The organism is Dyadobacter linearis (genome assembly GCF_907165045.1).
GTDB lineage: Bacteria > Bacteroidota > Bacteroidia > Cytophagales > Spirosomataceae > Dyadobacter > Dyadobacter linearis.
This window is the reverse complement of sequence record NZ_CAJRAU010000001.1, coordinates 308,988-334,814: the sequence shown is the minus strand read 5'-3', so window position 1 is coordinate 334,814 and position 25,827 is coordinate 308,988. Positions and strand designations below refer to the sequence as shown.

General features: G+C 48.4%; 20 protein-coding genes. 11 read left to right on the top strand and 9 right to left on the bottom strand.

Annotation, left to right across the window (positions count from 1 at the left end; genetic code table 11):
- Positions 1 to 11 precede the first annotated feature (11 nt).
- From KOD92_RS01210 to KOD92_RS01185, 6 genes are all read left to right on the top strand, one after another.
- On the top strand, positions 12 to 692 hold the full coding sequence (locus tag KOD92_RS01210; RefSeq protein ID WP_215231698.1) for a response regulator transcription factor: 681 nt from the start codon (positions 12 to 14) through the stop codon (positions 690 to 692).
- On the top strand, positions 689 to 2,041 hold the full coding sequence (locus KOD92_RS01205) for a sensor histidine kinase (protein WP_215231697.1): 1,353 nt from the start codon (positions 689 to 691) through the stop codon (positions 2,039 to 2,041). Before KOD92_RS01210 ends, KOD92_RS01205 begins: the two co-directional genes overlap by 4 nt.
- 82 nt (positions 2,042 to 2,123) lie before the next feature.
- On the top strand, positions 2,124 to 3,416 hold the full coding sequence (locus tag KOD92_RS01200) for a TolC family protein (protein WP_215231696.1): 1,293 nt from the start codon (positions 2,124 to 2,126) through the stop codon (positions 3,414 to 3,416).
- 21 nt (positions 3,417 to 3,437) lie between these two features.
- On the top strand, positions 3,438 to 4,526 hold the full coding sequence (locus KOD92_RS01195; protein WP_215231695.1) for an efflux RND transporter periplasmic adaptor subunit: 1,089 nt from the start codon (positions 3,438 to 3,440) through the stop codon (positions 4,524 to 4,526).
- Between the two features lie 9 nt (positions 4,527 to 4,535).
- A complete protein-coding gene (locus tag KOD92_RS01190; protein WP_215231694.1) occupies positions 4,536 to 7,643 on the top strand; it encodes an efflux RND transporter permease subunit in 3,108 nt (1,035 codons plus the stop codon).
- The gene (locus tag KOD92_RS01185) at positions 7,640 to 9,130 is read left to right on the top strand and encodes a capsule assembly Wzi family protein (RefSeq protein ID WP_229254473.1); all 1,491 of its coding nucleotides are present in this window, start codon (positions 7,640 to 7,642) and stop codon (positions 9,128 to 9,130) included. Before KOD92_RS01190 ends, KOD92_RS01185 begins: the two co-directional genes overlap by 4 nt.
- Here the strand turns inward: KOD92_RS01185 and KOD92_RS01180 are convergent.
- The 9 genes from KOD92_RS01180 to KOD92_RS01140 form a co-directional block, all read right to left on the bottom strand.
- Positions 9,120 to 9,476 carry a DUF4174 domain-containing protein gene (locus tag KOD92_RS01180; protein ID WP_215231693.1) on the bottom strand — a complete coding sequence of 119 codons (357 nt, stop codon included), beginning with the start codon at positions 9,474 to 9,476 and terminating at the stop codon, positions 9,120 to 9,122. The two genes, KOD92_RS01185 and KOD92_RS01180, sit on opposite strands and share 11 nt — an antisense overlap.
- A 10-nt stretch (positions 9,477 to 9,486) precedes the next feature.
- Positions 9,487 to 10,968: a cryptochrome/photolyase family protein gene (locus tag KOD92_RS01175; protein WP_215231692.1), complete on the bottom strand. Its 1,482-nt coding sequence runs from the start codon at positions 10,966 to 10,968 to the stop codon at positions 9,487 to 9,489.
- Positions 10,955 to 11,104, bottom strand: a complete 150-nt coding sequence (locus tag KOD92_RS01170; protein ID WP_215231691.1) for a DUF2256 domain-containing protein — start codon at positions 11,102 to 11,104, stop codon at positions 10,955 to 10,957. Before KOD92_RS01170 ends, KOD92_RS01175 begins: the two co-directional genes overlap by 14 nt.
- Positions 11,105 to 11,167: 63 nt before the next feature.
- Entirely contained in the window at positions 11,168 to 11,578 is a 411-nt protein-coding gene (locus KOD92_RS01165) for a Rossmann-fold NAD(P)-binding domain-containing protein (RefSeq protein ID WP_215231690.1), read from the bottom strand.
- Positions 11,579 to 11,668: 90 nt separating this feature from the next.
- Positions 11,669 to 12,724 carry a response regulator gene (locus KOD92_RS01160; protein WP_215231689.1) on the bottom strand — a complete coding sequence of 352 codons (1,056 nt, stop codon included), beginning with the start codon at positions 12,722 to 12,724 and terminating at the stop codon, positions 11,669 to 11,671.
- Positions 12,717 to 13,910 carry a PAS domain-containing sensor histidine kinase gene (locus tag KOD92_RS01155; protein WP_215231688.1) on the bottom strand — a complete coding sequence of 398 codons (1,194 nt, stop codon included), beginning with the start codon at positions 13,908 to 13,910 and terminating at the stop codon, positions 12,717 to 12,719. Before KOD92_RS01155 ends, KOD92_RS01160 begins: the two co-directional genes overlap by 8 nt.
- Before the next feature lie 108 nt (positions 13,911 to 14,018).
- Positions 14,019 to 14,579, bottom strand: coding sequence for a helix-turn-helix domain-containing protein (locus tag KOD92_RS01150; RefSeq protein ID WP_215231687.1), 561 nt, complete (start codon positions 14,577 to 14,579; stop codon positions 14,019 to 14,021).
- A gap of 186 nt (positions 14,580 to 14,765) precedes the next feature.
- Positions 14,766 to 15,926: a hypothetical protein gene (locus KOD92_RS01145; RefSeq protein WP_215231686.1), complete on the bottom strand. Its 1,161-nt coding sequence runs from the start codon at positions 15,924 to 15,926 to the stop codon at positions 14,766 to 14,768.
- 15 nt (positions 15,927 to 15,941) lie between these two features.
- On the bottom strand, positions 15,942 to 16,340 hold the full coding sequence (locus KOD92_RS01140) for a DUF2147 domain-containing protein (protein ID WP_215231685.1): 399 nt from the start codon (positions 16,338 to 16,340) through the stop codon (positions 15,942 to 15,944).
- A gap of 238 nt (positions 16,341 to 16,578) precedes the next feature.
- Between KOD92_RS01140 and KOD92_RS01135 the strand changes: the two genes are divergently transcribed.
- The 5 genes from KOD92_RS01135 to KOD92_RS01115 all read left to right on the top strand — a co-directional run bounded on the left by KOD92_RS01135 (position 16,579) and on the right by KOD92_RS01115 (position 25,823).
- Positions 16,579 to 17,169 (top strand): RNA polymerase sigma factor, encoded by a 591-nt coding sequence (locus tag KOD92_RS01135; protein WP_215231684.1) that lies wholly within the window; start codon positions 16,579 to 16,581, stop codon positions 17,167 to 17,169.
- Positions 17,170 to 17,199: 30 nt separating this feature from the next.
- Positions 17,200 to 18,273: a FecR domain-containing protein gene (locus tag KOD92_RS01130; protein ID WP_215231683.1), complete on the top strand. Its 1,074-nt coding sequence runs from the start codon at positions 17,200 to 17,202 to the stop codon at positions 18,271 to 18,273.
- 192 nt (positions 18,274 to 18,465) lie between these two features.
- A complete protein-coding gene (locus KOD92_RS01125) occupies positions 18,466 to 21,885 on the top strand; it encodes a SusC/RagA family TonB-linked outer membrane protein (RefSeq protein ID WP_215231682.1) in 3,420 nt (1,139 codons plus the stop codon).
- 18 nt (positions 21,886 to 21,903) lie between these two features.
- Entirely contained in the window at positions 21,904 to 23,442 is a 1,539-nt protein-coding gene (locus tag KOD92_RS01120) for a RagB/SusD family nutrient uptake outer membrane protein (protein WP_215231681.1), read from the top strand.
- Between the two features lie 68 nt (positions 23,443 to 23,510).
- Positions 23,511 to 25,823 carry a PSD1 and planctomycete cytochrome C domain-containing protein gene (locus KOD92_RS01115; RefSeq protein WP_406566158.1) on the top strand — a complete coding sequence of 771 codons (2,313 nt, stop codon included), beginning with the start codon at positions 23,511 to 23,513 and terminating at the stop codon, positions 25,821 to 25,823.
- Positions 25,824 to 25,827: the final 4 nt, after the last annotated feature.

Below are 25,827 nucleotides of genomic sequence, written 5' to 3'. Positions count from 1 at the left end.
TGTGGTGAAAAATGAGAATTCTGGTAGTCGAAGATGACGGGCGTATTGGTGGGTTTCTGGTGAAGGGTTTGCAGGAAGCGGGCTATTCAGTGCAGTTGGCACAGGATGGAGCGGAAGCACGGCAGCTGATCCAGGACGAAACCTGGGACCTTTTTATCCTCGATATCATGCTGCCCGATATCGACGGATTGCAGCTCACGCAACTGATCCGCTACCGGAAAATGGATACGCCCGTGCTCATGCTCAGCGCGTTGGGTGAGGCCGAGGATAAGATCAAGGCGCTGGACCTGGGCGCGGACGACTATCTCACCAAACCGATCCATTTTCCCGAACTCCTTTCGCGGATCAATGCATTGCGGAGGCGGTACGAGCTGCATTATTCCAAAGACAATGTGCTAACCTGTGGTGACCTGAGTGTAAACCTCGATACCAATGCAGTTTCCCGCGAAGGAAGGGAGCTTGTTTTGTCTGTCAAAGAATTTCGCTTTCTGGTGTATTTGCTTGAAAATCAGAATAAAATAGTTACAAGAAGTCAGATTTTGCAGGTCGTGTGGGGTGCGAATGCGGATACTTATACCAATGTGGTCGATGTATATATTTCCTATCTCCGCAACAAAATCGATGCTGATTTTTCCGAAAAACTGATCAAAACGGTGAAGGGGCGGGGTTATATGATATCGGCGCAAAAATGAAAGTACAGCACAAGCTTACCCTCGTTTCTTCCCTGGTTTTCAGCCTGGTGTTCACCGTCTCGTCCGCGCTGATCTATTTTAATTTTACCAAATCAGCTGAGAATATTTTCTTCGAGGAGCTTGCAAGAAAAGCGTCGCTCACAGCTATGTTTTACCTCGAAGAAGACGAAATGAGCTCCAAAGAGTACAAACGAATCGAGAAACGATTCCTGACCGCGACCGCAAATCAGGAGATTCGGCTGTACGATAAAGCAGGCAACATTCACTTCGGTGAGGCGGACGCGGATTCTAACATTACCATTAAGATCCTCAAAACGATCCGCGACCGGGAGAGTTACAGTTTCAAGATCGACAGCTTGTATTATTACGCGATCTACTACCGGGATAACCAGGGTTCGTTTAGTGTGATCATCAAAGCCAATAACCCTACACTGAATGCACAGGAGAATGAATTTTTAAAAATACTGCTTACCGCGCTGCTTGTTGGTATCATTGTGATCGTGGCGCTGAGTTATACTTTGTCAAGAATCGCCTACCAGCCGATCCGCAATATCATCGAGCAGGTGAAAGCGCTGGATGTGACCCGCGACCGGAAGCAGCTCACTTACCCCCAAACGCGCGACGAACTGGAAGACCTTTTCAAGGAGTTTAATGCGATGCTCGACAAATCGTACCAGAATATCCAGATACAGAAGAATTTCATCAGTCACGCCTCGCACGAGCTCAAAACTCCGCTCGCGGCTATTGTGGGTGATCTGGAAGTTCTGCTGAACAAAGAAAGGTCTGTCGCAGAATACAAATCGGTAAGCCGCGATGTGCTGCATGATGCCGAACGTTTGGAGAAGATCCTGAAAAACCTGTTGATCCTGGCTGATCTTGAAAAGCAGACGCCGGAAATGAGAAGCGGGCAGCGGATCGACGAAATTCTGTGGGAAGTGCTCGACCAGCTGCAATCCGAATACCCCGATACCCAAACGAACCTCGCATTAATGCTGCCCGAAGGCCGCACGGACGTACTCACATTCACCTGTAACCCGACGCAGCTCTATATTGCATTGTACAATCTCATCGAAAATGCAGCCAAATTTTCAGACCGGAAACCCATCGATATTACACTTGAACTGGCAGGCGAGCGGCTGCAAATGATAATAGCCGACAAGGGAATAGGCATCAGTCAGAACGATCTTGCCCACATATTCGAACCGTTCTACCGCGGCGGCAATGTATCCAGAACAAGGGGTAACGGACTGGGAATGACGATTTCCAGCAAGATTCTGGAAAATCATGGTATCGATTTACAGATCCGGTCGACAGTCGGCGCGGGCATCACTGTCCGTATTCTTTTCTGACTTCTCATTTACTTTTAATGTAGCTCAAAGAACGCTCTAATGTTGCGCAGATAGTTTTGTGCCTTCAACAAACAGACATTCTGTGAAGGTGTATATCATAGCGTTCTTCGCGCTGACCTCCTCTATCTTTTTTTCGTTAAAAGTGTCGGCGCAGGACACGCTGAGAATCAATCAAAAAGAAGCGGAAGCATTATTTCTGGGTAATAACCTCGACCTGATTGCGCAGAAACTGAGCATCAGGCAGGCCGAAGCTGGAATTATCCAGGCTAAACTCTGGCCCAATCCCGAGTTCAGTCTCGACGAAGTGAATCTGTGGGCGACGCGGAACCAGCTTTCTTCCGGAGAAACGATCCCGCCGTTATTCGGGAATTTTAGTAGAAACCGCGAATTCACCGCAGAGCTTTCGCAGCTCATCGAAACGGGCGGAAAACGTCGGAAACGCATTGCCCTCGAATCGGTTTCCCGCGATATAGCAGCAGAGTATTTTTCGGAACTGATCCGGGAAATGAAGTTACAGCTGCGCGAATATCTCTTCGAGCTCGCATTTCAGCAATCTTATCAAACGGTACTTAGCAACCAGCAAACGGCCGTAACCCGGCTGCTGACCTCTTTTGAAAGCCAGTACAAGCAGGGAAATGTAAACAAACCCGAGCTCTTTCGCCTCCGCGCATTGAAACTGGAACTCGGCCAGGAATTGGTGGAATCGCAGATGCAGATCAATGACCTGCAAAAGGACCTGACGATTTTGCTGCATACGCCGGCGAGCAGTTACCTCATATTTGAAACGCCAGAAGTGCCTGATACCGAAACGTTAGCGTCGCTTGCGCTGAGTAATATAACGGCGACCGCGCTCGCCAACCGGCCCGATGGCAAGATCAGTGTCATGCAGCAGGATTGGGCAAAAAAGAAATATGAATACGAATATGCGCAGCGCAAACCCGATGTGAATCTGGGTATCAACTACGACCGCGGCGGTAACTTTCTTCTCAACTTTTTTGGGTTTGGGGTAAAATTCGATGTGCCCGTTTTCAACCGGAACCAGGGCAATATCCTCGAAAGCAAGATCGGCATTGAACAGTCGGATGTGCAGGCGAAACAGAAAGTGCAGCAGATCGAAACCGAGGTGACCGCCGCATTCCGCGACCTGCAAAAAAGCATCTCAGCCTATCAAAACCTCGATCCCGAATACAGCGGGGAGCTCGATCATGTGCTCGACTCATACACGCGCTACTTCGCGCAGCGCAATGTGAATATGGTCGAGTACCTCGATTTTTTCGAAGCCTACATTTCCAACAAGCGGACGATTTTTACCACCATCAAACAGCTCCGGCAGAGCCGCGAAAAGTTGGTTTACACCACAGGAGCAGAGATTTAAGACCTAAAAAGTACCATATATATGTTCAAATCAAACCTATTCACTTTATCGACCGTGGCGATGCTGATGACTTCCTGCTACGAGCCAAAGGAAGCGCCGGTGACCGAAAAGAAACAGACTTCGTACCAGCCCGGCAGCGTGGTCACTTATCCCGCTGTGATCGAACCGATTACCGAATCGATCAGACTCACGGGGCAGATCGAATACAATCCGAACCAGGTTGTCCGGTACGCCAGTCTGGTTACGGGGATGATCACGCGCTCACACATTTCACTCGGCGACCGGGTTACGAAAGGGCAGGTGCTGGCCGAAATGCGCAGCAGCGAATTGTCGGAACTGAATGCGCAGGGTCGCGTTTTGGAATCGCAACTATCAGTCGCAAAACGCAAGCTCGCTTCTGTCAAATCCATGTTTGAAGACCGTATTGCGTCGGATAAAGACTTGGTTGAGGCCGAAAGTGAAGCCGAGATATTACAGTCGGAGATCGAAAAGATCAAATCCAATCTCTCACTCTACAATGCGAGTTCGGAAAAAGGCGTGTTCCAGATCAAAGCGCCGGTGAGCGGTTATGTGGTCGAATACAACATTTCGGAAGGTACGCAGGTGGGCAGCAGCGAAGCGAGCCTGTTTACGATTTCAGACCTGTCGGAAGTGTGGGTTACGGCCAATATTTACGCAGTCGATCTTTCATTTGTACAAAAAGGAATGAAGGCGGTCATCAAATCGAAAGCCTACCCGAACGACTTTTTCGAAGGCACGATCTCCGACATTTCCCAGGTTTTTGACCCGACTGAAAGGGTACTGAAAGCCAGGATCAGAATGGCCAACAAGGAACTGAAACTGAAACCCGGACTGACCATTGAGGCTGTGGTAACCCGGCATTCCAAGGAGCTGGCGGTGGGAATTCCCGCCGCTGCGCTGATCATGCACAACAACGAAAACTATGTCCTGATCCAGAAATCCGACAATACCCTTGAACCACGGAAGGTAGTAGCCGACGTAAAAGACAACGATCGCCTCTTTTTCAAAAGCGGTATTGCAGCGGGCGAAAAGGTCGTGATCAACAACCAGCTCCTGCTTTTTTCCGAAGTCCTCGATCAGGATAAATAAAGAAATTTCATGCAAAAACTGACACAAAGCATTGTAGCCTTTTCCTTGAAGAATACGATGATCATATTTTTCATGACCGCCGTTTTGGCCGTTGTGGGCGTGGTGAGCTATATCCACACGCCGATCGAAGCGTTTCCGGATGTGACCAATACCCGCGCCAGGATCATTACCCAGTGGCCCGGGCGAAGCGCCGAGGAGATCGAAAAGTTCATTACACTGCCTGTGATGAAGGAAATGAACACGATTCCGAAAAAGTCGCAGGTGCGTTCCATATCGCTCTTCGGGCTATCGGTGGTGACGGTGCTTTTTGAGGATGGGGTAGAAGATTTTTACGCCCAGCAATATGCGTCCACGCGCCTTCGCAACATCGAAATGCCAAATGGCGCGGACGCAGAAATAGAGCCGCCTTATGGTGCCACAGGCGAAATCTTTCGCTATGTGCTTAAAAGTGAGCGGCCTGTAAAGGAGCTGACTGCGTTGCAGGAGTGGGTGATCGAGCGTGAGCTGGTAGCAGTACCGGGCGTGGCGACCGTGGCGAGCTTCGGCGGGGAGGAGAAAATTTACGAAGTGCGCGTGAATCCGGCGCTTTTGGCGCAATATAACCTCACGCCGCTGGACGTTTTTGAAGCTGTTGGAAAAAGCAATATCAACGTCGGCGGCGACGTGATCCAGAAGGGCGACCAGGCTTATGTAGTGCGTGGAATGGGTTTGCTGGAAAGTGTGAAGGACATTGAAAACATCCTGATCCAGGTCAAAGGCAATACGCCGGTGCTGGTAAAACAGGTGGCCGACGTGGAAATTACCGCCAAGCCGCGACTTGGGCAGGTTGGCCTGGATGAGGATAAGGACCTGGTGGAGGGGATTGTGGTAATGCTTCGGGGTGAAAATCCGAGTGAAGTGATCGCCCGCCTCGAAGGTACCATCGACGATCTGAATAACCGCATTCTTCCGGCCGACGTGAAAATCGTCCCTGTGATCGACCGTACGGAACTGGTCGACGCGACTGTGAATACGGTCACGCACAATCTGGCCGAGGGGATCGTGCTTGTTTCGCTGATCGTGTTTGTCTTTTTGTTCAACTGGCGCACCACGGTCACGGTGGCTTTGGTGATCCCGCTATCCTTTTTGTTTGCGATCACGATGCTGCGCATTCAGGGTCTGCCTGCGAACCTGATCTCGCTGGGGGCGATCGATTTTGGGCTGCTGCTGGAAGGTACGATGGTGATCGTGGAGAAAATATATGTCGACCTGGAACGAACGTCGCTGAAAATGGGCGTCGACCGGTTTAATAAAATGTCGAAGCTGGGCCTGATGAAGCGGAGCGTGAAGCACGTGGCGCCGCATATTTTCTTTGCGCAGATCATCCTGATCGTCGCGTTACTCCCGATTTTTTCATTCCAGAAAGTGGAGGGTAAAATGTTTGCGCCGCTGGCATTTACGCTGGGTTATGCGCTGGTAGGGTCGCTGATATTAAGTCTGACATTCGTTCCTGCAATGTGTAAGGTGTTGTTAAAGAACAATGTACGCGAGATCAATAACCCGGTTGTCAATTTTTTCCGGAACAATATCTTCAAGCTTTACGAATGGAGTGAGCGGCATAAGCGGCTGGTACTCGTCTCGTTTGTTGTTTTGTTTGCGGTTTGTGTGGGCAAATTTATGAACTACGGGACCGAGTTCATTCCGAAACTCAACGAAGGCGCTATTTACGTCCGCGCGACTTTGCCAAACAGCATTAACCTCGAACAATCGGTCAAAACGAGCAATGCGCTGCGGGATACTTTACGTTCCTTCGACGAGGTGAGTTTTGTAATGAGCCAGACGGGCCGCCCCAACGACGGTACCGATCCCACGGGCTTTTTCAACAACGAATTCCACTTGCAGCTGAAACCTGAAAAGCAGTGGAAAAGGAATATCACGAAAGAAGAGCTGCTCGCCGAAATGAAAAATGTATTGGCCTCATTTCCAGGTATCAACTTCGGATTCAGTCAGCCTATTCAGGACAATGTGGAGGAATATGTGGCGGGCGTGAAAAGCTCGCTGGTCGTCAAAATTTTTGGAGATAACCTCGTGGAAATGGAAGCGCAGGCAGACGACGTTGCTGCGAATCTGAAAAATGTGGAAGGTATTACCGACATTCTGGTGTACAGGAATATCGGTCTGCCCGAACTGAATATCAAGCTCGACGAAGGCCGCATGGCGCGGCACGGGGTAGCGATGGCCGACGCGCAGGCGGTGATTGAAATGACAATCGGCGGCAAAGCGGCTTCTGTATTTTACGAAAATGACCGGATGTTTGATATCACGATCCGGTACCAGGAAAAATACCGGAATACCGAGGAAGAGATCGGCAATATCCTGATCCCGTCGCTCGACGATCACCAGGTACCTTTGAAAGAAATTGCCACGATAGGCACGCGTACCGGCCCCGCATTTATTTACCGCGAAGGCAGCAGCCGCTATATCGGAGTGGGTTTTAGTATTGAAGGAAGGGATTTGGGGAGTACCATTGCGGAGGGGCAGAAAGTGGTGAAAGACAATGTGAAGTTTCCGAAGAACACGAAAGTGGAATGGGCGGGCGAGTTTGAAAGCAAGGAACGCGCTACCCGGCAGCTGACGCTGATCATCCCGGCGGCTGTGGTGATGATCGTCTTTTTACTATACATGAATTTCGGAAATGTAAAAGACACGCTGATTTCGCTCATTACCATTCCGTTTGCATTCATCGGCGGCTTTATCTCGCTTTGGGTAACCAATACGATCTTCGGCATTTCGGCGGGAATCGGGTTTATTATTCTGTTCGGAGTTTGTACGATCGACGGAATTATTCTGGTGCACGTGATGAAAGATAACCTTTTGCACAAACTGCCACTTAAACAGGCTATTTCCGACGGTATCTACGGCCGGATCCGCCCGGTGATTATGATCGCATTAATGGGCTCGCTCGGGTTATTGCCCGCCGCACTTTCAAATGGAATGGGCTCCGAGATCCAGAAGCCGCTTGCTATTATGATCGTAGGTGGATTGTTGATATGTATGTTCTTGTCATTCACCGTGTTGCCCCAGATTTTCTACTGGGCGTACCGCAAAAATGATCGTGCGCTGGCGGATCAATCATGATGATTTTAACAACTAAACGAGCTATCCGTTTCGCCCGGACCAGCTGCATTTTTCTGCTGGTTTCGGGAATTGGATATGCGCAAAATACCACCGAAAACGTCACTTATGCGGATTCGTCTGGTGCTTCCGTTTCCGTGGCGGGGTATATGGGAAGCTCGGGTCGCACGCCGTTCTGGATACAATCCAACCAGTTTGGGACAATACCGAAAACGGGCCCGGCGGCGGTAATAAGTGGAGAAGTAAGTTATTTCAAACCATTGGGTTCGACGTCGGGACACTGGCGGGTGGGAGTAGGCGCGGAGGCGACGGCTTTTATTTCAAACCAAAACAAAATACTACTGCCCCAGGGGCACGCAACCCTGCGATATAAGAACTGGGAATTGTTTGCGGGGAGAAAAAAACAGTGGGTCGGGCTGGCCGATTCCACGCTCGGAACGGGTTCCTACGCCTGGTCCACCAATGCATTGCCGATCCCGAAAGTGCAGCTGGGTACCATCGGGTTTGTGCCGGTACCTTTCACCCAAGGCTGGATTTCGTTTCAGGGATTTTATTCAGACGGCTGGTTTGAGCGGGAACGGCCGGTCACGCCCGGCCTCCGTTTGCACCAAAAGTCACTCTACGGAAGGATCGGAAAGCCGCATTCGAAACTGAAATTATACGGGGGCTTCAATCACCAGGTGCAATGGAGCGGGAAGTCGGATTTCAATACGATCGACGGGGAAATGCCCAAGGGTTTCAAGAATTATCTCAATGTGATTTTCGGGACGCGCGGGGCCGAAAATGCCAGTCATTTTGACGAGACGAACCGGGTAGGTAACCACCTGGGCAGCATTGATCTGGCGATGGAAATTGAAACGGAGCCGGTCCAAATACTCATTTATCGCCAGCATATTTACGAGGACGGTTCACTTTTCTGGCTGAACAATATTGCCGACGGGCTCAATGGAGTGCGTTTCAAGCGAAAAAAAGCAGGGAGATCCAATTTTGAGATCAATACCCTTTTGCTGGAATATCTTCACACCAAAAGTCAGGGCGGGCCGGAAGCGGACGATAATCTGCCTGGCTGGAAGCGCGGTAAGGACGATTATTTCAATAACGGGCAGGTGCGTGACGGCTGGTCCTATTTCGACAGGACCATAGGTACGCCGTTTATCACACCCACTTCGGACACGCGCTGGAACTGGCCGAATTATGCCAATTTTTTCACCAGCAACAACCGGGTGGCAGTCATGCATGTGGGCGTGGAGGGTACTTTACTGCGGCAAGTGAGCTGGCTTGGGAAATTCTCCTATTCACGGAATTTCGGCGTTTACGATTCGCCGTTTGAAGGAAGTCCGGCCCAGTTTTCGGCATTGCTGAGCTTGCAGACGCAACCCGGCTTTGTGAAAAATACGGTGCTGAAAGTGATGCTGGCGACGGATCTGGGCGACTTATATCCCCGCAATTACGGCGCAGGAATTTCCATTGCGCGGCTGTTCAGTTATTGATCTCCCGTTTCCGCATCGGCATCGCGTCGATGAGGCCGAAGAGCTTTTCAGTGGGTACAGCTTCGTCTGACCGATGCTTTTCGCCCCCGTCCCGGCCGACCAAAATGAAGGTAAATGCCTCGTTGGTATCAACTTTCCATTTCTTCCACTGATCTGCATTTTGGGTAGAAAATGGGATGCTTTCGACATTGATATCGCGCTCCTGCATTCCTTTTTTGGCTGCCTCAAATATTGACAACTGGGATTTTAATTGCTGTGCGCCATTTGCCTTGTAAAATAGCAACACTTTCCGCGGTTCGTCGGCTATGGACATGGTCATGAATAGTAATACAAAAAGTGTTTTCATAATAGGAAAATCAGTCTAGTGATTTCAGAAATTGATGTGCGGTATTTAATAACGCTTTTTGCTTTTCAGTTTCCATTTTATCGAAGTTACCAAGCAACATTCCTATTCTCGGATTTTGCTGGAAAAAGCTTCGGTGCACGTGCATAAATCGCCAGAACAATGCATTCCAAATATCCTGCCACGGCCCTTTATCGTAATTACTCATTTTCATGATATAATTACTTCCGGCAATGTAAGGCTTGGTCGCCATAAGCCCGCCGTCGGCAAACTGGCTCATCGCATATACATTCGGGACCATTACCCAATCGTAGGCATCAATAAACAATTCCATAAACCATTGATACACATCGTCTGGATCAAATTCACACAATAGCATGAAATTCCCCAGCACCATCAATCGCTCGATGTGGTGACAATAGCCGCGTTCGAGTACTTTTTTAATCGTGTGGTCAATAGGCGTAATGCCGGTGGTTCCGTCGTAAAATGATTTCGGTATTTTTCGTGTAAAATTCCAGTAATTTTTGGTGCGCGCAATGGAGCCTTTGCATTCATAAAAACCACGCATGAATTCGCGCCAGCCTATGATCTGACGGATAAATCCTTCGGTTGAATTCAGCGGGATATGATGCGTTTCGGCGTATTTCACTACTGTTTCAATGATTTCATCTGGCGTAATCAGCCCCACATTCAGCATGGGCGTGAGCATACCATGATGTAAAATGCTTTCCTCTTTCACGATCGCATCTTCGTAAGGACCGAATTCCTGAAAACGATCTCTCAGGAAATCAGAAAGCCACTTTTTCGCCGATTCGTGATCACCTGGGTAAAGCGGGTGTTTGGTCAGCTGGCCGAGGTTATCTTTGAAATGCGTTTGAACGTAGGTTTTTGCTTCTTCGTAATGCGCATTCGTGTCGGGATATTGCACGTGCGGCGGTTCCTTTTTGCGGGGATACTTTTTTCGGTTTTCGGTATCATAACTCCAAGCGCCACCGATCGGATCATCGTTTTTATCCAGTAATATCTTTCTCTTTTTACGTTCCTGAATGTAAAATTCAGTCTGGAAAAATTTCTTCTTTTTATCCTGAAAAAACACTTTTAATTCTTCCTTACTATTCAGAAAAAGGGGACTTGGATATTCGACGATTTCGATGTTCGCTTTTGCAGCGGCCGATGCTAATCTTTGGCCAAGCCAATTATCAGTCGGATCAATGTAATGGATGGTTTTAATCTTTTTTGAATGCAGTTCAGCAACCAGTTTCCTTACATCAGAAAGCGGACTTTTTGATTCCACATAAAACACTTCAATATTTTTAGATTTCAGAAAATCAGCGTACCATTTCATCGTCGCGCGGTGAAAAGCTATTTTCTGTTTATGGAATGCAAACTGATTGAAATAAAGTGTTTCCTCCACCAGATAAACGGGGAATCCATTTTCTGCAACCGGGCTTTTTTCAAACAATTGATGCGGAAATATGATATTAACTGCCTGCATGTATTTTGTTTTTGTTGCCCCTGCATTTGTCGCTGCAATATTTCACCTCGTCCCAAACCTTCTCCCACTTTTTACGCCACGTAAATGGCCTGCCGCAAACGATACACACTTTTTCGGGCAAATGCTCCTTTTTCATTTTTGGTTGCCCAATGCCTGAAAAGCCGGCAAATCGGCTGGTTGGCAGTCGGATATCCTGCAATTAGCATAAGTGTGCCAAAGCATAGAGATCAAGGTTTTTGATGGTTTGTGCTGCAATATGCTGCAACGCCAGTTCGGTCAGCGGAATCGCGTTTTCATTGACGTCGGGCAGTGAGCCGGCCGCCACATTTGCCAGCCTGATTCCGCTCAGGGCAATAGCGTCCTTGTCTATATGGTCCGTGGAGAAGGATCTTGTCGCGATGAAACTGATGCCCAGATCGGCGAGTTTGTCGACCACGGCTGCCGAAACGTCGTCGCAAGTGCTGACAATTACAGCGTTCTTACCCCTGGCATAGTGGCAGGTGGTTTCGCTTAACGAATTGGATATCAGTGTGATATTGTGCTTTTTCTGATTGGCTTTTGCCAGTGGTTCTTTTTCGAATGCTTTGATGCTGTATGCGACAACTTTCATAAAAAAACCGGTTCTATTCAACTTGATGCGAATGTAGCCGGGTTATGTTGCACAGTCTTTAATGGAGATCATGGATAAATGTGACGCTGGTCAATTTTTCATCCCCACCAAACCTTCCTGGTCGAGGATTCTGAGCAAACTGCCTTTTTTATCGATCAACCCTTCATTTTGAAAATCGGACAAGGTGCGACTCACCGTTTCAATAGCGATCCCGACCATCGTCGCCAGCTGATCTCTGGAAATTTTAAATTCATTCAGGCCGTCGGGAGACTGCCTGCTTAATCGTAAGAGCGTGTGGGACAGCCTTTTTCTAACTGAATTGTACGCAAGATCAAGCAGTTGCTCTTCTTTGTCGCGGATATTGTTGGATAAAATTTTGATGAACTGATTACCGATCTGAGGGTATTTGTTCAAAAGTTTTAAAACAGAATCTTTCAAAAGCAGGCATACCGCAGTGTCCTCCACCGCCTGTGCCGTTTCGCTGAATGCTTCATCGAGCAGCAGCGCGCTTACACCCAGATAATCGTCCGGGTAATACAATCCGGTGATCAGATCTCTGCCGTCATCGGCCTGTTTGGCCGTTTTAATGCATCCTTCCAGTACCAGATAAAGGCCCGGCGGCTGGTCACCGGCGTAATATAATATCTGTTTCTTTTTGATCTGGCGGATTTTACGGCTCTCAATCAGCGCTTTGAGCTCCGTCGCGCCGGTTTGTGGAATTGCTGTGAGCTTTTCCAGACTTTGCAGTGTATTGCTGTGATATGCCTTCTGCTTTTCTTCTTTTTTCAGCCTGGTTTCAACGGCATTGAGCAGCTCTATATCGTCAAAAGGTTTGGTCAGGTAATCGTCGGCGCCCATTTCCATTCCCCTGCGAAAATCGGCGCGCTCCACTTTGGCAGTCAGGAAAATAAATGGGATCGCATTGGTGACGGGATTTTTATTCAGCAGATAAAGCACGCCGTATCCGTCCAGTTCGGGCATCATGATATCACATAAGATCAGGTCGGGTTTCTGGCTGCTGGCCATTTCTACACCGATCTTGCCATTTCGTGCCTGCAATACCTGGTAGCCGGAAAATTCGAGGATCTCGGCTGTGCTTTCCCGGATATTGTCGTTGTCTTCAATGATCAGTATAGATTCATTCATGCTTTTGGGGAAAAGAAAGTGTGAAACTGGCGCCCTGATTGACCTTACTGGTGAATTCCAGGTGCCCTTCCATCAATTTCGCATAACGCGTCACAATGTGTAATCCCAGGCCGGTCCCGGGAATGGTTCCGGTATTGTGCGCTCTGAAAAAGGCTTCAAACAGATGTTTCTGATCGTGTTCGGGAATTCCAATGCCGTTATCTTTAATCGTAACACTTAACAGGGAAGGTGTTATTTCGGTATTAAATTCAATAAAGGTATTTTCACCCGAATATTTAATGGCATTACTGACCAGATTGACAATTGCGTTTTTCAGAATTGCCTGGTCCAGCGATACCATACTGGAAGTTCCTGTGTGCTGGTAAATAATCTGCTGGTTTTGTTTAGCGATCAGCTGCATTTCTTCGGTAACTTCTTCCGAAAAACGGACGATGTCGAATCGGGTAGGTGCTGTTTTAAATTCGCCTGTTTCCAATCTGTCGAGCGAAAGAAAATCATTTAAAATTCCAGTCAGGTTGCTTACCGAAACCTTTATTTTATCAATGTGTTTGATAATGCCGGGATGAATACATTCACCGGCATATTTTTCAATCAGTATTGCAGAGAGCTGAATGGAGCTTAGTGGGGTACGAAATTCGTGCGACGCCATGGAAACAAACCGGCTTTTAAGCTGTCCGAGTTCGGTTTCCTTTTCAAGCGACTTACTTACTTTTTCTTTTGCATATTCCAGCGCGCTCACGGTTTCTTTCAGCAGTTTCGTCCGCTTTTCAACCTGTTCTTCGAGGTGCAGCAAATGTTCTTTTAATCTTTCTTCCGCCTGTTTCTCGCGGCTCAGATCGTGTATAAAGCCGATGTGGATCTTACGACCAAGAAGCTGCACTTCGCTGAATCCCAGTCGAAAAGGAAAAATATCGCCCGATTTTCTGACGCCGACAGCTTCCCTGTCGGTTCCGGTTATATCATTTGTTATTGTACCGTGAAAATGATTGAGAGATTCGTCTTGCAGTGTTTGAAAGGGCGTGGGCATCAGCATGGAAATATTCTGCCCGATCACTTCGCCGGGTTCATATTCAAATAGTGCGCAGCCGGAGGGATTAATAGTTTCGATTGTCCCGCTGTCATCAATGGTGATGATACCATCAATTGCGTTATCAATGATCGCTTTTAGTAGCGCCGAATTTTCCATGAAATTTGCGCAATTCTCTGCGATTAATATTTTGTAATATAACCTAATTTATCGGGAGCGCAACGGTGCAAGGTATTGACCAACTGTTGCGTCTCTTTTGGAAGAAGTTTACATATTTTCCAGGTTCTGGGTCCTGGTCTGGCTTTGACGGGTATAAGATGAAGGCGAAATACCAGTTACTTTTTTAAATTGATTTGACAAATGGGAAACGCTGCTGTAATGTAGTTTGTGCGAAATTTCGGTGAGGTTCAATTCCTTATATGCCAGCAGCTCTTTTACAAGTTCTATTCGGTGGTTGATAATAAATTGGCGGATACTGATCCCGGTTTCTTCGGTGAATATATTTGACAAATAGGTGTAATCGTAGCCTAGTTTTTGGCTGATATAATCAGAATAATTCGTCTTCGGCGGATCTTCATCATTGTGCACCATTTCCACTATAACCGTCTTGATCTTTTCGATCAGGATGCTCCTTTTATCTTCAATTAATTCCAGTCCGGACTTACTCAAATTTTCCCTCAAAAGCTGACGTTCCGCGGTAGTGATATCCTGCATTAATTTAACAACGCAAAGGTCTATCCTGACAAATTCCAGTCCGAGTTTATGTAACTCGTCCCTGACCATCAGCTTACACCTCAGACTCACCATATTTTTAATATACACGAACATATTTCAGAAGGGTTAACACGGAGTAACTACTATAAATACCTGATCCTAAACCTGGGTATCGGATTCAAGTGAAGGTAGGGCAAAGCTTAAATCTAAAAGGTGATTTGACGCACGAAAAGTAGTGACCGTGCGCAAAGAATGCCTGGGAGACAATCAGCGGTACATGCAAATGGGAAACGTTCGGGCTTACAAAGTCTGCCCGGAGTCTTTTACGCTGACATCAAAAATTCCCGTGAGTACTTTGTCATTCCGCTTGACCTGTAAGAAAAGCCTGTACTGGCCGGCTTTGGGGAATGAATAGGGGAAAGTAATGCGGTTTGAATGGTCCATCCCCATCATTCCGCTACCATTTGTTTCGTACATACCCATTTCGGTCATGAGATATTCCTCCCTCTCCGGGACTGACATCGCTTTTAAACGCGCCAGATAACTGTCGACAGTATCCCGGAAAGCGACGGGGCTGTTCACGAGTTTCGTAGTATCAGCCAGCCGATTTTTGAAGATCTGCTCCGGGGTTTTTGAAAATGATCCTGCCGGGCGCAAATGAATAAACACCGAACCATCAGAGCGGACAACCGCCAGGTGGCCCAATATACCCAGGTAAGGTTCTGGCAGGCAGGCACTTCCGTCGGGATTGAATAGCTCGAAGTTAAGCTCGTAAGCTTTTCCAGCTTCCAATGCTTCATTTTGTTTCCCCTCCATGATCGCATAAGAACCATCTTCGAAAGCAAGTTTTACTCCGGGCAATCCGCAGATCACAAAATTCTCGCCCGGCTTTGCTTTTCGCGGCGCGCTGATCGGGTTGGTTACCACATAAGTATCTTCCCAAAAAACTGCCTCTGACTGAGCTAATGCTGCTTTTTGGCCGGGAATAACGAGCGTATCTGTGATGGTTTCTACAAGCCCGGAATAGGTTAATATGTTGGCATATACCAGGTATTTTCCGGCGGGAACGTTGGGTAATTCGGATTCAAAGGTGGTACTATCTTTTCTTTCTGGGTGAATGCGCGCAAACGCGTCGAAGCCGGGAATGCGGATCAAAAAAGTGTGCATCAGTTTTCCTTGGCTGGGAATCAAGGTGCTTAGCTCACTTCCCCTTCCTTGCTGCCGCCAGTTGGTTGTGTCTACCTTTAATTGGAAAAAACGCTGGCTATTTTCAGTTCTAATTGATGTAATTCCCTGTAAAGTCCTGGAATTGACTTGGTTGTTGCAACCAAATGCTATAAACCAGATCGTAAACAGGAAACCTGCGGGAAGTGCAAACAGCCATAAATTTTTCAGAGCAAATCTTTTTCTTGGAACAGTCGGATCCTGCCAGTTTGCAGCGGTGGACCGGCGGGGTTTCATTTCCATACCAGTTAACTAGTTTGCCCGCGTCCAATGCATTGATTTCCCGAACGTCGGCATACCTACCCAGCCGCGTACTTCCAGCTTGCCGTCGCTTCCAACTTTCAGTCTGCCGCTGTACCATTTGTTATTTCGCGGATCGTAAATTTTCCCGCCTTCCAGCGTTTGCTTGTCTACAATCGAAAAATCCTTGAATATCACCGCGCCGACTTCACCGTTTTTAATGGCCTTGGAAGGATCCTTTATCCAGGTAATTGTCCCGCAATACTTATTGCCGCAGGGCGCGATCGTGATCTTGGAGGTTTGCACGCCCGGATACCAGTTGCCTTCGGTAATATGTTTAGCCGCAGGCTTCATGGATAATAAAACGGTACTGCCCAGCAGGAATAGGGAATATGATATTCTGGTACGCATATCAGGAATCGAGATTGATCGGAGATGAATATAGGATTTCAATCATAACTAAAATACCATACCCACGATTGTCATGCAACGTAACGATCGTTTTGCTGATAGATTTTAGCGGGCGATGTGGGAAGTTTAACCGTTAAATAAGTAGGGTTAAGATTATTCAGTGAAAAAATATTAAATATTTCGTAAAACCATAGGTTAGATTTCCCTTCAAAAACACTCGTTATTAAAACAGTCGCTGATGAAAAAACGCCCGGCGGGAATTGACGAGAAACATCTTTGGCAGGAATACCGGGCGGGCAACATCCTTGCACTAGGCAATATCATGCAATCGCTCTATCCCGACCTGTTTCACTGGGGCATGCGGTTGTACGGCGAAAGGGAGTTTGTAAAGGACTGTATTCAGGAAGTGTTTCTGAACCTGTGGAAACTGCACGGAACGATCGGGGAGGTTGAAAATGTGAAAGGCTATTTGCTAATGGTACTGAAAAGTCACATGCTGCGCGAATTGTCTGACAAAAATCAGATGCTGCAAGCGTGCATTGACGACGATTACACGTTTGCGGTCGAATTCTCGGCCGACTCGCAGATGATTGAAGAAGAGCACGAGATATACCAGTTTCGCACGCTGGAAAAAGTGCTCAATTCACTCCCACAGCGACAAAAAGAATTGATATACCTGCGCTTTTACCAGAATCTGAGTTTCGAGCAGATCGCTTCCGTGATGAATCTTGGCCGGCAATCTGCTTATAACCTGTTTCAAAAATCATTGAATAGCCTTCGCAAGAACTGGCCGGTCGTAGTCCTGTTGTCTTTGCTGTTTGGCGTGTAGTTCTAACAAAATAATCAATCCGGGAAGAAGATGAAGAATTACGCCGCCTATTTACTGGAAGATTTTGCAGGAGACGACGACTTCCGTGACTGGGTGCACGGAGACCGGAGAAAGGAAGATTTTTGGAGGAATTTTCTGAAACAATATCCTGAAAAAGCCGAAGTCATGCAGCGGGCAGAGCAGATCATTCGTGCTTCGCATGTGGCGGAGGAAGCCCTGAGAGGAATAGAAATCAGGCGCGAAGTAGACCGTTTTCTGGAAACAGCGAACCAGGCACATCGAAGCGACACTAGCCGATTTCATCTCAGGCGATGGCTGGCTGCGGCAGCGGTATTGCTAGTCACGCTGTTAGCGGGCTGGCAGTTGTTTCTGCGTGATAAAAATGTGATTTCTAAAAACAATAACACATTATTGACTGCCCCACGACTGGTACAAACGGCCAACGACACGGAAGCACCGATCCGCGTGGCATTGGCAGATGGTTCGGTGGTTGTGCTCAGTCCGAAAAGCAGTATCGGTTATCCTTCCGAGTTCAAAGGCGCCGAGCGAAAAGTGTATCTGAAAGGCGAAGCCGTTTTTTCAGTCACGCGTTCGTCCCGGCCGTTTATGGTTTGCACCGGCGATATGGTGACGAAGGTACTGGGTACGCGCTTCGTGGTGCGTGCATTTGAGCAGGACAAGAAGATCAGCGTTCAGGTTCAATCCGGTAAGGTTTCGGTCTATTCCACCAAACAGGTAGCATCTGCCAATGTCCGGGAGCGGAGCGGCGTGATACTGACCGCCAACCAGGCCGCGATTTTCGAAAAGGAACAAAACCTGGTATCCAAAACGCTCGTCGCGAATCCGGTGCCGATTACCAAGGATAGCAAGGTGGCTAACCATGAATATGATGAAGTGTCGCTTCCGGTTATCCTGCGGGAATTGGAGAAGGGTTATGGTATTGCGATCCAATTTGATGAAGAGAGTTTCCGTAAATGCCGGATCACTGCAAACCTTTCGAACGAAACGCTTTTTGAGAAACTCGACCTGCTTTGCAAGACTGTCAGTGCGAGTTATGAGATTGTAGATGGGCAGATTACAATAGCGGGCCCAGGCTGTCACTGATCCAAGACTTACTATTCCTAAATAAGCTGACTATTCCTAAACCTTTTTAAAAATGACGTGATCAAACCACCAAAAAAAATCGGCAATGGAAGCACCACTGCCGACGGGTTAACCTCCACTGAATGTCCACTCGCCAAAGTTAAAATTCAGTGAAAAATTCCGTTAAACGAACCTTTAACCTTAAACAAAACTATGAAAAAAAATGCTGCCCGGCAATTTGCGGCTAGACTAATGAGATTCTCTCTGATACAGTTTCTGATCATGCTGACAGTAATGGGCATATCGTTTGCGCACGACTCGAACGCCCAGCAATACCTTGATCGCAGGCTGAGCATTGATGCGCAGAATGTGCACTTTAAGAAGGTCCTTTCGGACATTGAAAAGTCTACCGATGTCCGTTTTGTGTACAGTTCCCAGGTCATCGAATCCGGCCGGATGATTACGATCCGACAGCAAAATATGACGCTCGGGCACGTTTTGCAGGTGCTTTTGACGCCATTGCAGATCAATTATGAACTTGTTGGCAAAAAGATCGTGCTCTCAAGTAGCACCCGTGACAACCGCCAGTCGGAGGCAAGTCCGGCCAGCGACCAGGCCCCTGAGCATATTGCCGAATTGCGCATGACGACGGGAAAGGTGACCGACGACAAGGGACTTACTTTGGCCGGGGTGAATGTGGTACTGAAAGGTACCCAGATCGGCACCACAACGGATACCGAAGGCCAGTACTCGCTCGACGTGCAGTCCGAGGGGATATTGGTATTCAGTTTTGTCGGTTATAAAAGCCAGGAAGTGCCGACCGGCGGCCGCTCGGAAGTTTCGGTGAGCCTCGTTGCCGAGGACCGGGCTTTGGAAGAGATTGTGGTAGTAGGTTACGGAACGCAGAAGCAAAGAGAAGTGACGGGTTCCATCGCTACTTTGCAGGCGGCGCAGCTGGAAGATCAGCCGGTCGGGCAGTTTGCCCAGAAGTTGCAGGGACGCATCGCGGGTGTGCAGGTCAACCAGGCGACGGGCGTACCCGGCAGCGGCATGACGATCCGGATCCGCGGCGCGGCGTCCATCAATGCAGGTAACTCGCCGCTTTACGTGGTGGACGGTTTTCCGATCGTAGGGGACATTAACAATATCAACCCCAATGAAATCGAAACCTTCTCTGTGCTGAAAGGCGCTTCGGCCGCCGCATTATATGGTTCGCGTGCGGCAAATGGCGTGGTACTGATCACCACCAAGCAGGCAAAACCGGGCAAGACGGCGATCCAGTTCAGTGCTACTTTCGGTGTAGCGAACGTGCCGCAAAAAGGGCGGGCGAAACTGATGAATTCGAAAGAGTTTTTGCAAGACCGGAAGGCGATTTTTGAGGATAAGATCAAATACGAAGGATACACCGGCGGAATTCCTGAGCTGTACCAAAATCCGGACGCCTGGACCGGACCCGATACCGATTGGTACGAGGAACTGCTGCAACCGGCGGGACAGAATAGCTACAACCTGTCTTTAATGACAAATAAGGACAATTTCAGCTCGGCTACCACCGTCGGTTACTACAAGGAAAAAGGCGCTGTGATCAATAGCGATTTCCAGCGTTTTTCTTTACGTACAAACAATGAGTACCGGGTCAATAAGGCGATCCGAGTGGGCATAAATGTGGCCCCGACTTACCAGGTGGGTAATAATCCAACCAATTCGAGTGATGATTTTTCAAATGGCGACGGATTTTACAGCCTGATTTATTCGGCGATCATCACGCCTCCGATCTTTTCACCTTATGAAACGAATCCTGACGGGACGAGGAAAGTGAGTTTTTCAGGGCCCGGTTTATTTACATTCCCCAACTGGAAACGGTCGCTGGAAGAAACCACCAACAAAAGTTCGTCCACGCGCGTCCTCGCAAATGCTTATGCGGAGGTCGATTTCCTGAAAGATTTTCGGTTCAAGAGTTCGGTATCGATCGATTTGCAGGATCGGAGGCAGCGTACTTTCAGCCCGTCCACTGTCGGAACAATTTTTGCAAATGCGCCCAAGCTCGCCGTGGGTTCTTACCGTACCAGTCAATACACTTCCTGGCTGACAGAAAATACATTAAACTATACCAAAACAATTGGCGGCAATCATAACGTAGAGGCGCTGGTAGGGTATTCCGCCCAGCTTTTCAGACAGGAAAATAACCTTTTGACAGGAACCAGCTTTCCCGATGATGCAGTGAGCTGGATCGACGCGGCGGCAATCAAAAACGGGGGCAGCAATTCCAGCGAATGGTCTTTGCTTTCCATGTTCACCCGTTTGAACTACAATTATAAAGGCAAATACCTGCTCGCAGCTTCCATTCGACGTGACGGCTCCTCGCGTTTCGGGTCTGAAAATCGCTGGGGTTCGTTCCCGTCGATATCGGCTGGCTGGATCATTTCCGATGAAGCTTTTGCGCAAAGGTGGAAGTCTGTCAGCTACCTGAAAATCCGGTCGGAATATGGCGACGCGGGTAATTTCAACATTGGTAACTATAACCAGTTCGGTAACATCGTGACCTCCAATTATGTATTTGGCGGGGCGCTGGTCCAGGGCCGCAGTCCATCCAGTATCGGCAACAATCGCCTGACCTGGGAAACCACGCGCGGAATGGATTTCGGGTTAGATGTCGGCTTATTCAACGACCGGATTTCGCTGACGCTGGACTACTATACCAAACGTACCAAAAACATGCTCTACCAGGTGGATATCCCGGCAGGTACGGGCTTTTCCAATATCCAGGACAATATCGGGGAGTTTAAATTCTGGGGATATGAAGCGGGCGCGACGACAAGAAACCTGGTTGGTGCATTGAAATGGACTACCGATTTTAATGTATCCGTGAACAGGAACCGAGTGATGAAACTGGGTACGAACAATACGCCGATTGGGGGTATTGGCGAATTTCCCGCAGAGATCTGGAAAACAGAAGTAGGGCGCCCGATGGGACAGTTTTACGGTTACGTTTTTGACGGAATATACAAAACGCAGGAGGAGTTCAATTCTCAGGCGAAGCACAGTACCTCGCAGGTTGGCACAGCCCGTATGAAAGACCTCAACAACGACGGTGTGATCGATACCAAAGACCGTACGTACATCGGTAATCCGAGCCCGAAATTTTTGTTTGGGATCAATAATAGCCTGACTTACAAGAATTTCGATTTGAATCTTGTTTTTTCCGGAGCTATCGGAAACAAAATGTACTATTCGCTGGCAGAATGGACAGAAACGCTCGAAGGGATCTTTAATGTGGAAAAATACATGAAAGACCGGTGGCGGTCGGAGGAGAATCCGGGAGCCGGGATAATCGGTCGCTCGCTTTCTGGTACCACTTCCTTTCCAAGAAGTAATTCCGACAGGCTGGTGCTCGACGCTTCCTATCTGACACTCAAAAATGTCACGCTGGGATACACATTGCCGCGCCTGACGAAGTTTGTCAGCAAGGCACGCATATTCGTGAGCATTCAGCAGGCATTTGTACTGACCAAATACAAAGGTTCCAACCCGGAAGCGAGCCTCAACGGATTGAACGGACTTCGGGAAGGTTTGGATGTGAGCCCGTATCCCGTCCCGCGGACTTCGGCTTTGGGTTTGAATGTAAGCTTCTAATCGCTAACCTTTTACAAGATGAAAAATAGTATATATATCATCCTCTCGCTCGCGATATTGCTTATGTCGTGTTCGGACGAATTTTTGAACCGGGTACCCGAAAGCTCAGTCACGTCGGGTAACTTTTACGAAACCGAGGCCCAGTTTGAACAGGCACTGATCGGCGCTTATGCTTCGCTGCGAGCCGGAAAAGGGTCGATTGCTTCCTGGACAATGGGCGAAATGCGGTCGGACAATACCCATTTGGAATTCAATAACACAAACCGCGGCGGACAATATATTGAACGCGAGGATACTGATTTTTTCCTGGACAGAGTGGTAAGTAGTGTCGTGGCAGACAAGTACAATTCGCTTTATGTCGGCGTCGCAAGAACCAATGCAATCCTGGATAATATTCCTAATGCGGCGTTCGGTCAGGCTGCGGTTGACAATATCGTCGCACAGGCCAAGTTCCTGCGGGCGGTGTATTACTTTGAGCTAGTGCGCTATTTCGGCGGCGTTCCATTGTATCTCACGACGGTGAAAGCAGCCGGTGAAGCTTATATTCCGAGATCTTCGGTGGAAGAAGTCTATAAAGTGATTTTAGCTGATGTATCCGAAGCGGTTGCCAAGCTGCCGGCACCGACTTTCCCGCAGAGCGGCCGCGCCAACAAGGGTACCGCGCGCATGCTTTTGGCAGATATTTATCTAACCCAAAAAAACTGGTCGGGCGCTGAAAATGAACTGAAAGCTATTATCGAGATGGGTTACTCTTTGCTGCCGGAATATGCTTCTGTGTTCAGCCCTTCTAATAAGAACAGCAGTGAGTCTATTTTGGAGATACAATATCAGCAAGGAAATCAGGGGCAGCAAAGTGATTTTCTGTATCCTTTTTTACCGCTGGCTTCGGATGTTAAGATCATCACAGGCATTATGTCGCAAAACCGGCAGGGTGGCGGCTGGAATGTGCCAACTTATGAGATGATTGAAACGTACGAGCCTGGCGATAAGAGACTTACTGCCTCCATTGCTATTGCCGAAGGTACCGGTGTAGTGGGGGATATGGTGATAGAGGCAATCAAAAGTCCGGTGGGATATAAAGTGCCGGCGGGAAAACGCGCTTATCCTTTCATCAAAAAATACCTGCATGCCCACAGTCTGGAACAAAATACCGACGATAACTTCCCGATCTACCGATATTCCGACGCGCTGCTTTCGATGGCCGAGGCGCTGAATGAGCAGGGGAAATCCGCAGACGCGCTCAAATATCTGAACATGGTAAGGCAACGTGCGGGACTCGCCGCCTCCGCAAATACAAACCAGGCGCAGCTACGTGATATCATCCTGCACGAACGCCGGGTCGAATTTGCATTCGAGAACAAGCGCTGGCTCGATCTCGTGCGCACCGGAAGGGCGATTGAAGTGATGACAAAGAATGGGGAGTATATTAAAAAGGCGCATGCCGGGGAATCTTACATTCCCGCTAACAGCTACCAGATCACAGAACAAAAACTGCTTTTCCCCATTCCAAACCGGGAGATACTGATCGGGGACCTGCAACAAAATCCTGGATATTGATTAAAACAAAAAATGCTGAAATGCGCTTGTTGATAAATAGAAAAAGAATGAGGAGGGTGGGCTGGCAAATGGCATTCTGTGGCCTGGGTTGGGCTGCATTGCTTTTGTTTTCTTGCGGAGAAGAGGCTGCTGAACAGGAAGTTGGCTCGTTTGACGGTGAGGTGAGTTACAATTTTGATATTCGGCCGATCCTGTCTGACAAATGCCTGGCCTGTCATGGGCCCGATGCCAATAAGCGGGAAGCGGGGTTACGGCTGGATATTGCAGAAGATGCTTACAAGGCATTGAAGGAAAGTCCCGGAATGCATGGTATCGTTCCGGGAAAACCTGCTCTGTCGGAAGTTTATTTACGGATCACGACGAGTGATACGAGCCTCCTAATGCCACCCAAATCCTCGAACCTCCGTCTGACCGGCGAGGAAGTGGAATTAATCGGGAAATGGATCGAGCAGGGTGCGAAATATGAAAAGCACTGGGCGTTTGTCGCGCCTAAAAAATCTCAGCTGCCCAAAGTAAAGGATGAATCCTGGCCCAAAAATGAGATCGATCGTTTCATTCTTGCTATGCAGGAACGCAAAGGATTGTCCCCGAATCCCGAGGCAGATCGCGAACGTTTGTTGAAGAGGCTAAGCCTCGACCTGACTGGTCTTCCGCCGGATATCACGATGATGGACGATTTTCTGGCAGATCAGAGCCCGAAAGCTTACGAAAAAGTAGTCGATAAGCTGCTCGCGAGTCCGGCGTACGGAGAGCGAATGGCGCTGCCGTGGCTGGATGTGGCGAGGTATTCAGATTCGTACGGTTACCAGATGGATAATTTCCGGACGCAGTGGCCGTGGCGGGATTGGGTAATCCACGCATTTAACAAAAATCTGTCTTACAAAGACTTTATTACCTGGCAGTTAGCCGGTGATCTCATACCGGGCGGCGGAAAAGAACAGCTTCTTGCAACGGGCTTCAACCGGAATCACAAGATCACCGAAGAAGGTGCGGTAGACGAAGAAGAATACCGGATCAGCTACGTGACCGACCGCAGCGACACATTTGGCAAAGCATTACTGGGCGTCACCATGGAATGCGCCCATTGCCACGACCATAAATATGACCCGGTTACGCAGAAAGAGTATTTTCAGATGTTTTCATTTTTCAATAATGTGAACGAAATGCGTGCGGTATATACCGCCATCGACCCGTCGGTAGGAAAGCCCGAAGCTTATGCTAAAAAGCCGATGATGGAAATTACTGACGCAGATGCAAAGGGTATTCTTGACTTCGTAAATAAACAGGACACTGCCCGCCTGATCGTTTCGGTTATGGGGGATCTCGATTCATTACGAAAGACTTATGTATTGCAAAGAGGCATTTTTAATTCTTATGGAGAAGAAGTGCAGGCTGGTACACCCAGGTCTATCCTGCCTTTTGATCCGGAATATCCCAAAAATCGCCTCGGCCTGGCCAAGTGGCTTTTTGATAAGCGCAATCCGTTGACAGCGAGGGTGTTTGTCAATAGAATGTGGCAGGAATTTTTTGGAAGAGGTATTGTAAAAACGGTGGGCGACTTCGGTATGCAAGGCGAACTGCCCACACATCCCGCACTGCTGGACTGGCTTTCCGTCGACTTTGCGGAACACAACTGGGATATGAAAAGGCTGGTCAAACAAATGGTCATGTCGGCTACCTACCGGCAGTCGGTTGTGGTGAGTGCAGATAAAAGAAATGCAGATCCCGAAAATATCTATCTGGCGCGGTCGCCCCGTTACCGCATTCCCGCGGAGTTTGTGAAAGATGTGGTGCTTGCCAGCAGCGGCCTGCTCAACAGGCAGATCGGCGGCCCGAGCGTAAAACCTTATCAGCCTGAGGGGCTTTGGGAAGGAGCTACCGCAGGTGGAGACGGTTTATTGTCCGTATACCGGCAGGATCACGGGCCCGATTTGTACCGGCGCGGCATGTACACCTTTGTAAAACGGACCGTGCCGCCGCCGTCGATGGCGATCTTCGACGCAAGTAACCGGGATCTGTGTGAAGTTTCCCGTCAAAAAACGAATACGCCGTTGCAGGCACTGGTGATGATGAATGATCCTGCCGTGTTGGAAGCGTCACGTGTGCTGGCTGCGAGGCTGTTGCAGGAAAAAAAACCGGTTGAGGATAAAATCACAAAGGCATTCAGGCAGATCGTTTGCAGGAAACCGACAGCCAGAGAATTGGCTGTACTTGTGGAATATTATGCCGAAGAACAAAAAGCGATGACCGATGCAAAGGCCGCCAAGTCGGTGATGCTGGGCGAATATCCGCTTTCAAAAGTGGACAGGAAACAACTGGCTGTGCTAATGCGCGTAATATCTACGATTTATAACCTGGAAGAGGCGATTACAAAAACATGAGCAA

Coding starts and splice junctions, on each gene's coding strand:
- KOD92_RS01125 (WP_215231682.1), top strand. CDS start 18,466: ATGAAAAAAAATGCTGCCCGGCAATTTGCGGCTAGACTAATGAGATTC.
- KOD92_RS01205 (WP_215231697.1), top strand. CDS start 689: ATGAAAGTACAGCACAAGCTTACCCTCGTTTCTTCCCTGGTTTTCAGC.
- KOD92_RS01140 (WP_215231685.1), bottom strand. CDS start 16,340: ATGCGTACCAGAATATCATATTCCCTATTCCTGCTGGGCAGTACCGTT.
- KOD92_RS01185 (WP_229254473.1), top strand. CDS start 7,640: ATGATGATTTTAACAACTAAACGAGCTATCCGTTTCGCCCGGACCAGC.
- KOD92_RS01160 (WP_215231689.1), bottom strand. CDS start 12,724: ATGAATGAATCTATACTGATCATTGAAGACAACGACAATATCCGGGAA.
- KOD92_RS01170 (WP_215231691.1), bottom strand. CDS start 11,104: ATGAAAAAGGAGCATTTGCCCGAAAAAGTGTGTATCGTTTGCGGCAGG.
- KOD92_RS01115 (WP_406566158.1), top strand. CDS start 23,511: ATGGCATTCTGTGGCCTGGGTTGGGCTGCATTGCTTTTGTTTTCTTGC.
- KOD92_RS01180 (WP_215231693.1), bottom strand. CDS start 9,476: ATGAAAACACTTTTTGTATTACTATTCATGACCATGTCCATAGCCGAC.
- KOD92_RS01145 (WP_215231686.1), bottom strand. CDS start 15,926: ATGAAACCCCGCCGGTCCACCGCTGCAAACTGGCAGGATCCGACTGTT.
- KOD92_RS01190 (WP_215231694.1), top strand. CDS start 4,536: ATGCAAAAACTGACACAAAGCATTGTAGCCTTTTCCTTGAAGAATACG.
- KOD92_RS01210 (WP_215231698.1), top strand. CDS start 12: ATGAGAATTCTGGTAGTCGAAGATGACGGGCGTATTGGTGGGTTTCTG.
- KOD92_RS01165 (WP_215231690.1), bottom strand. CDS start 11,578: ATGAAAGTTGTCGCATACAGCATCAAAGCATTCGAAAAAGAACCACTG.
- KOD92_RS01120 (WP_215231681.1), top strand. CDS start 21,904: ATGAAAAATAGTATATATATCATCCTCTCGCTCGCGATATTGCTTATG.
- KOD92_RS01195 (WP_215231695.1), top strand. CDS start 3,438: ATGTTCAAATCAAACCTATTCACTTTATCGACCGTGGCGATGCTGATG.
- KOD92_RS01155 (WP_215231688.1), bottom strand. CDS start 13,910: ATGGAAAATTCGGCGCTACTAAAAGCGATCATTGATAACGCAATTGAT.
- KOD92_RS01130 (WP_215231683.1), top strand. CDS start 17,200: ATGAAGAATTACGCCGCCTATTTACTGGAAGATTTTGCAGGAGACGAC.
- KOD92_RS01150 (WP_215231687.1), bottom strand. CDS start 14,579: ATGTTCGTGTATATTAAAAATATGGTGAGTCTGAGGTGTAAGCTGATG.
- KOD92_RS01135 (WP_215231684.1), top strand. CDS start 16,579: ATGAAAAAACGCCCGGCGGGAATTGACGAGAAACATCTTTGGCAGGAA.
- KOD92_RS01175 (WP_215231692.1), bottom strand. CDS start 10,968: ATGCAGGCAGTTAATATCATATTTCCGCATCAATTGTTTGAAAAAAGC.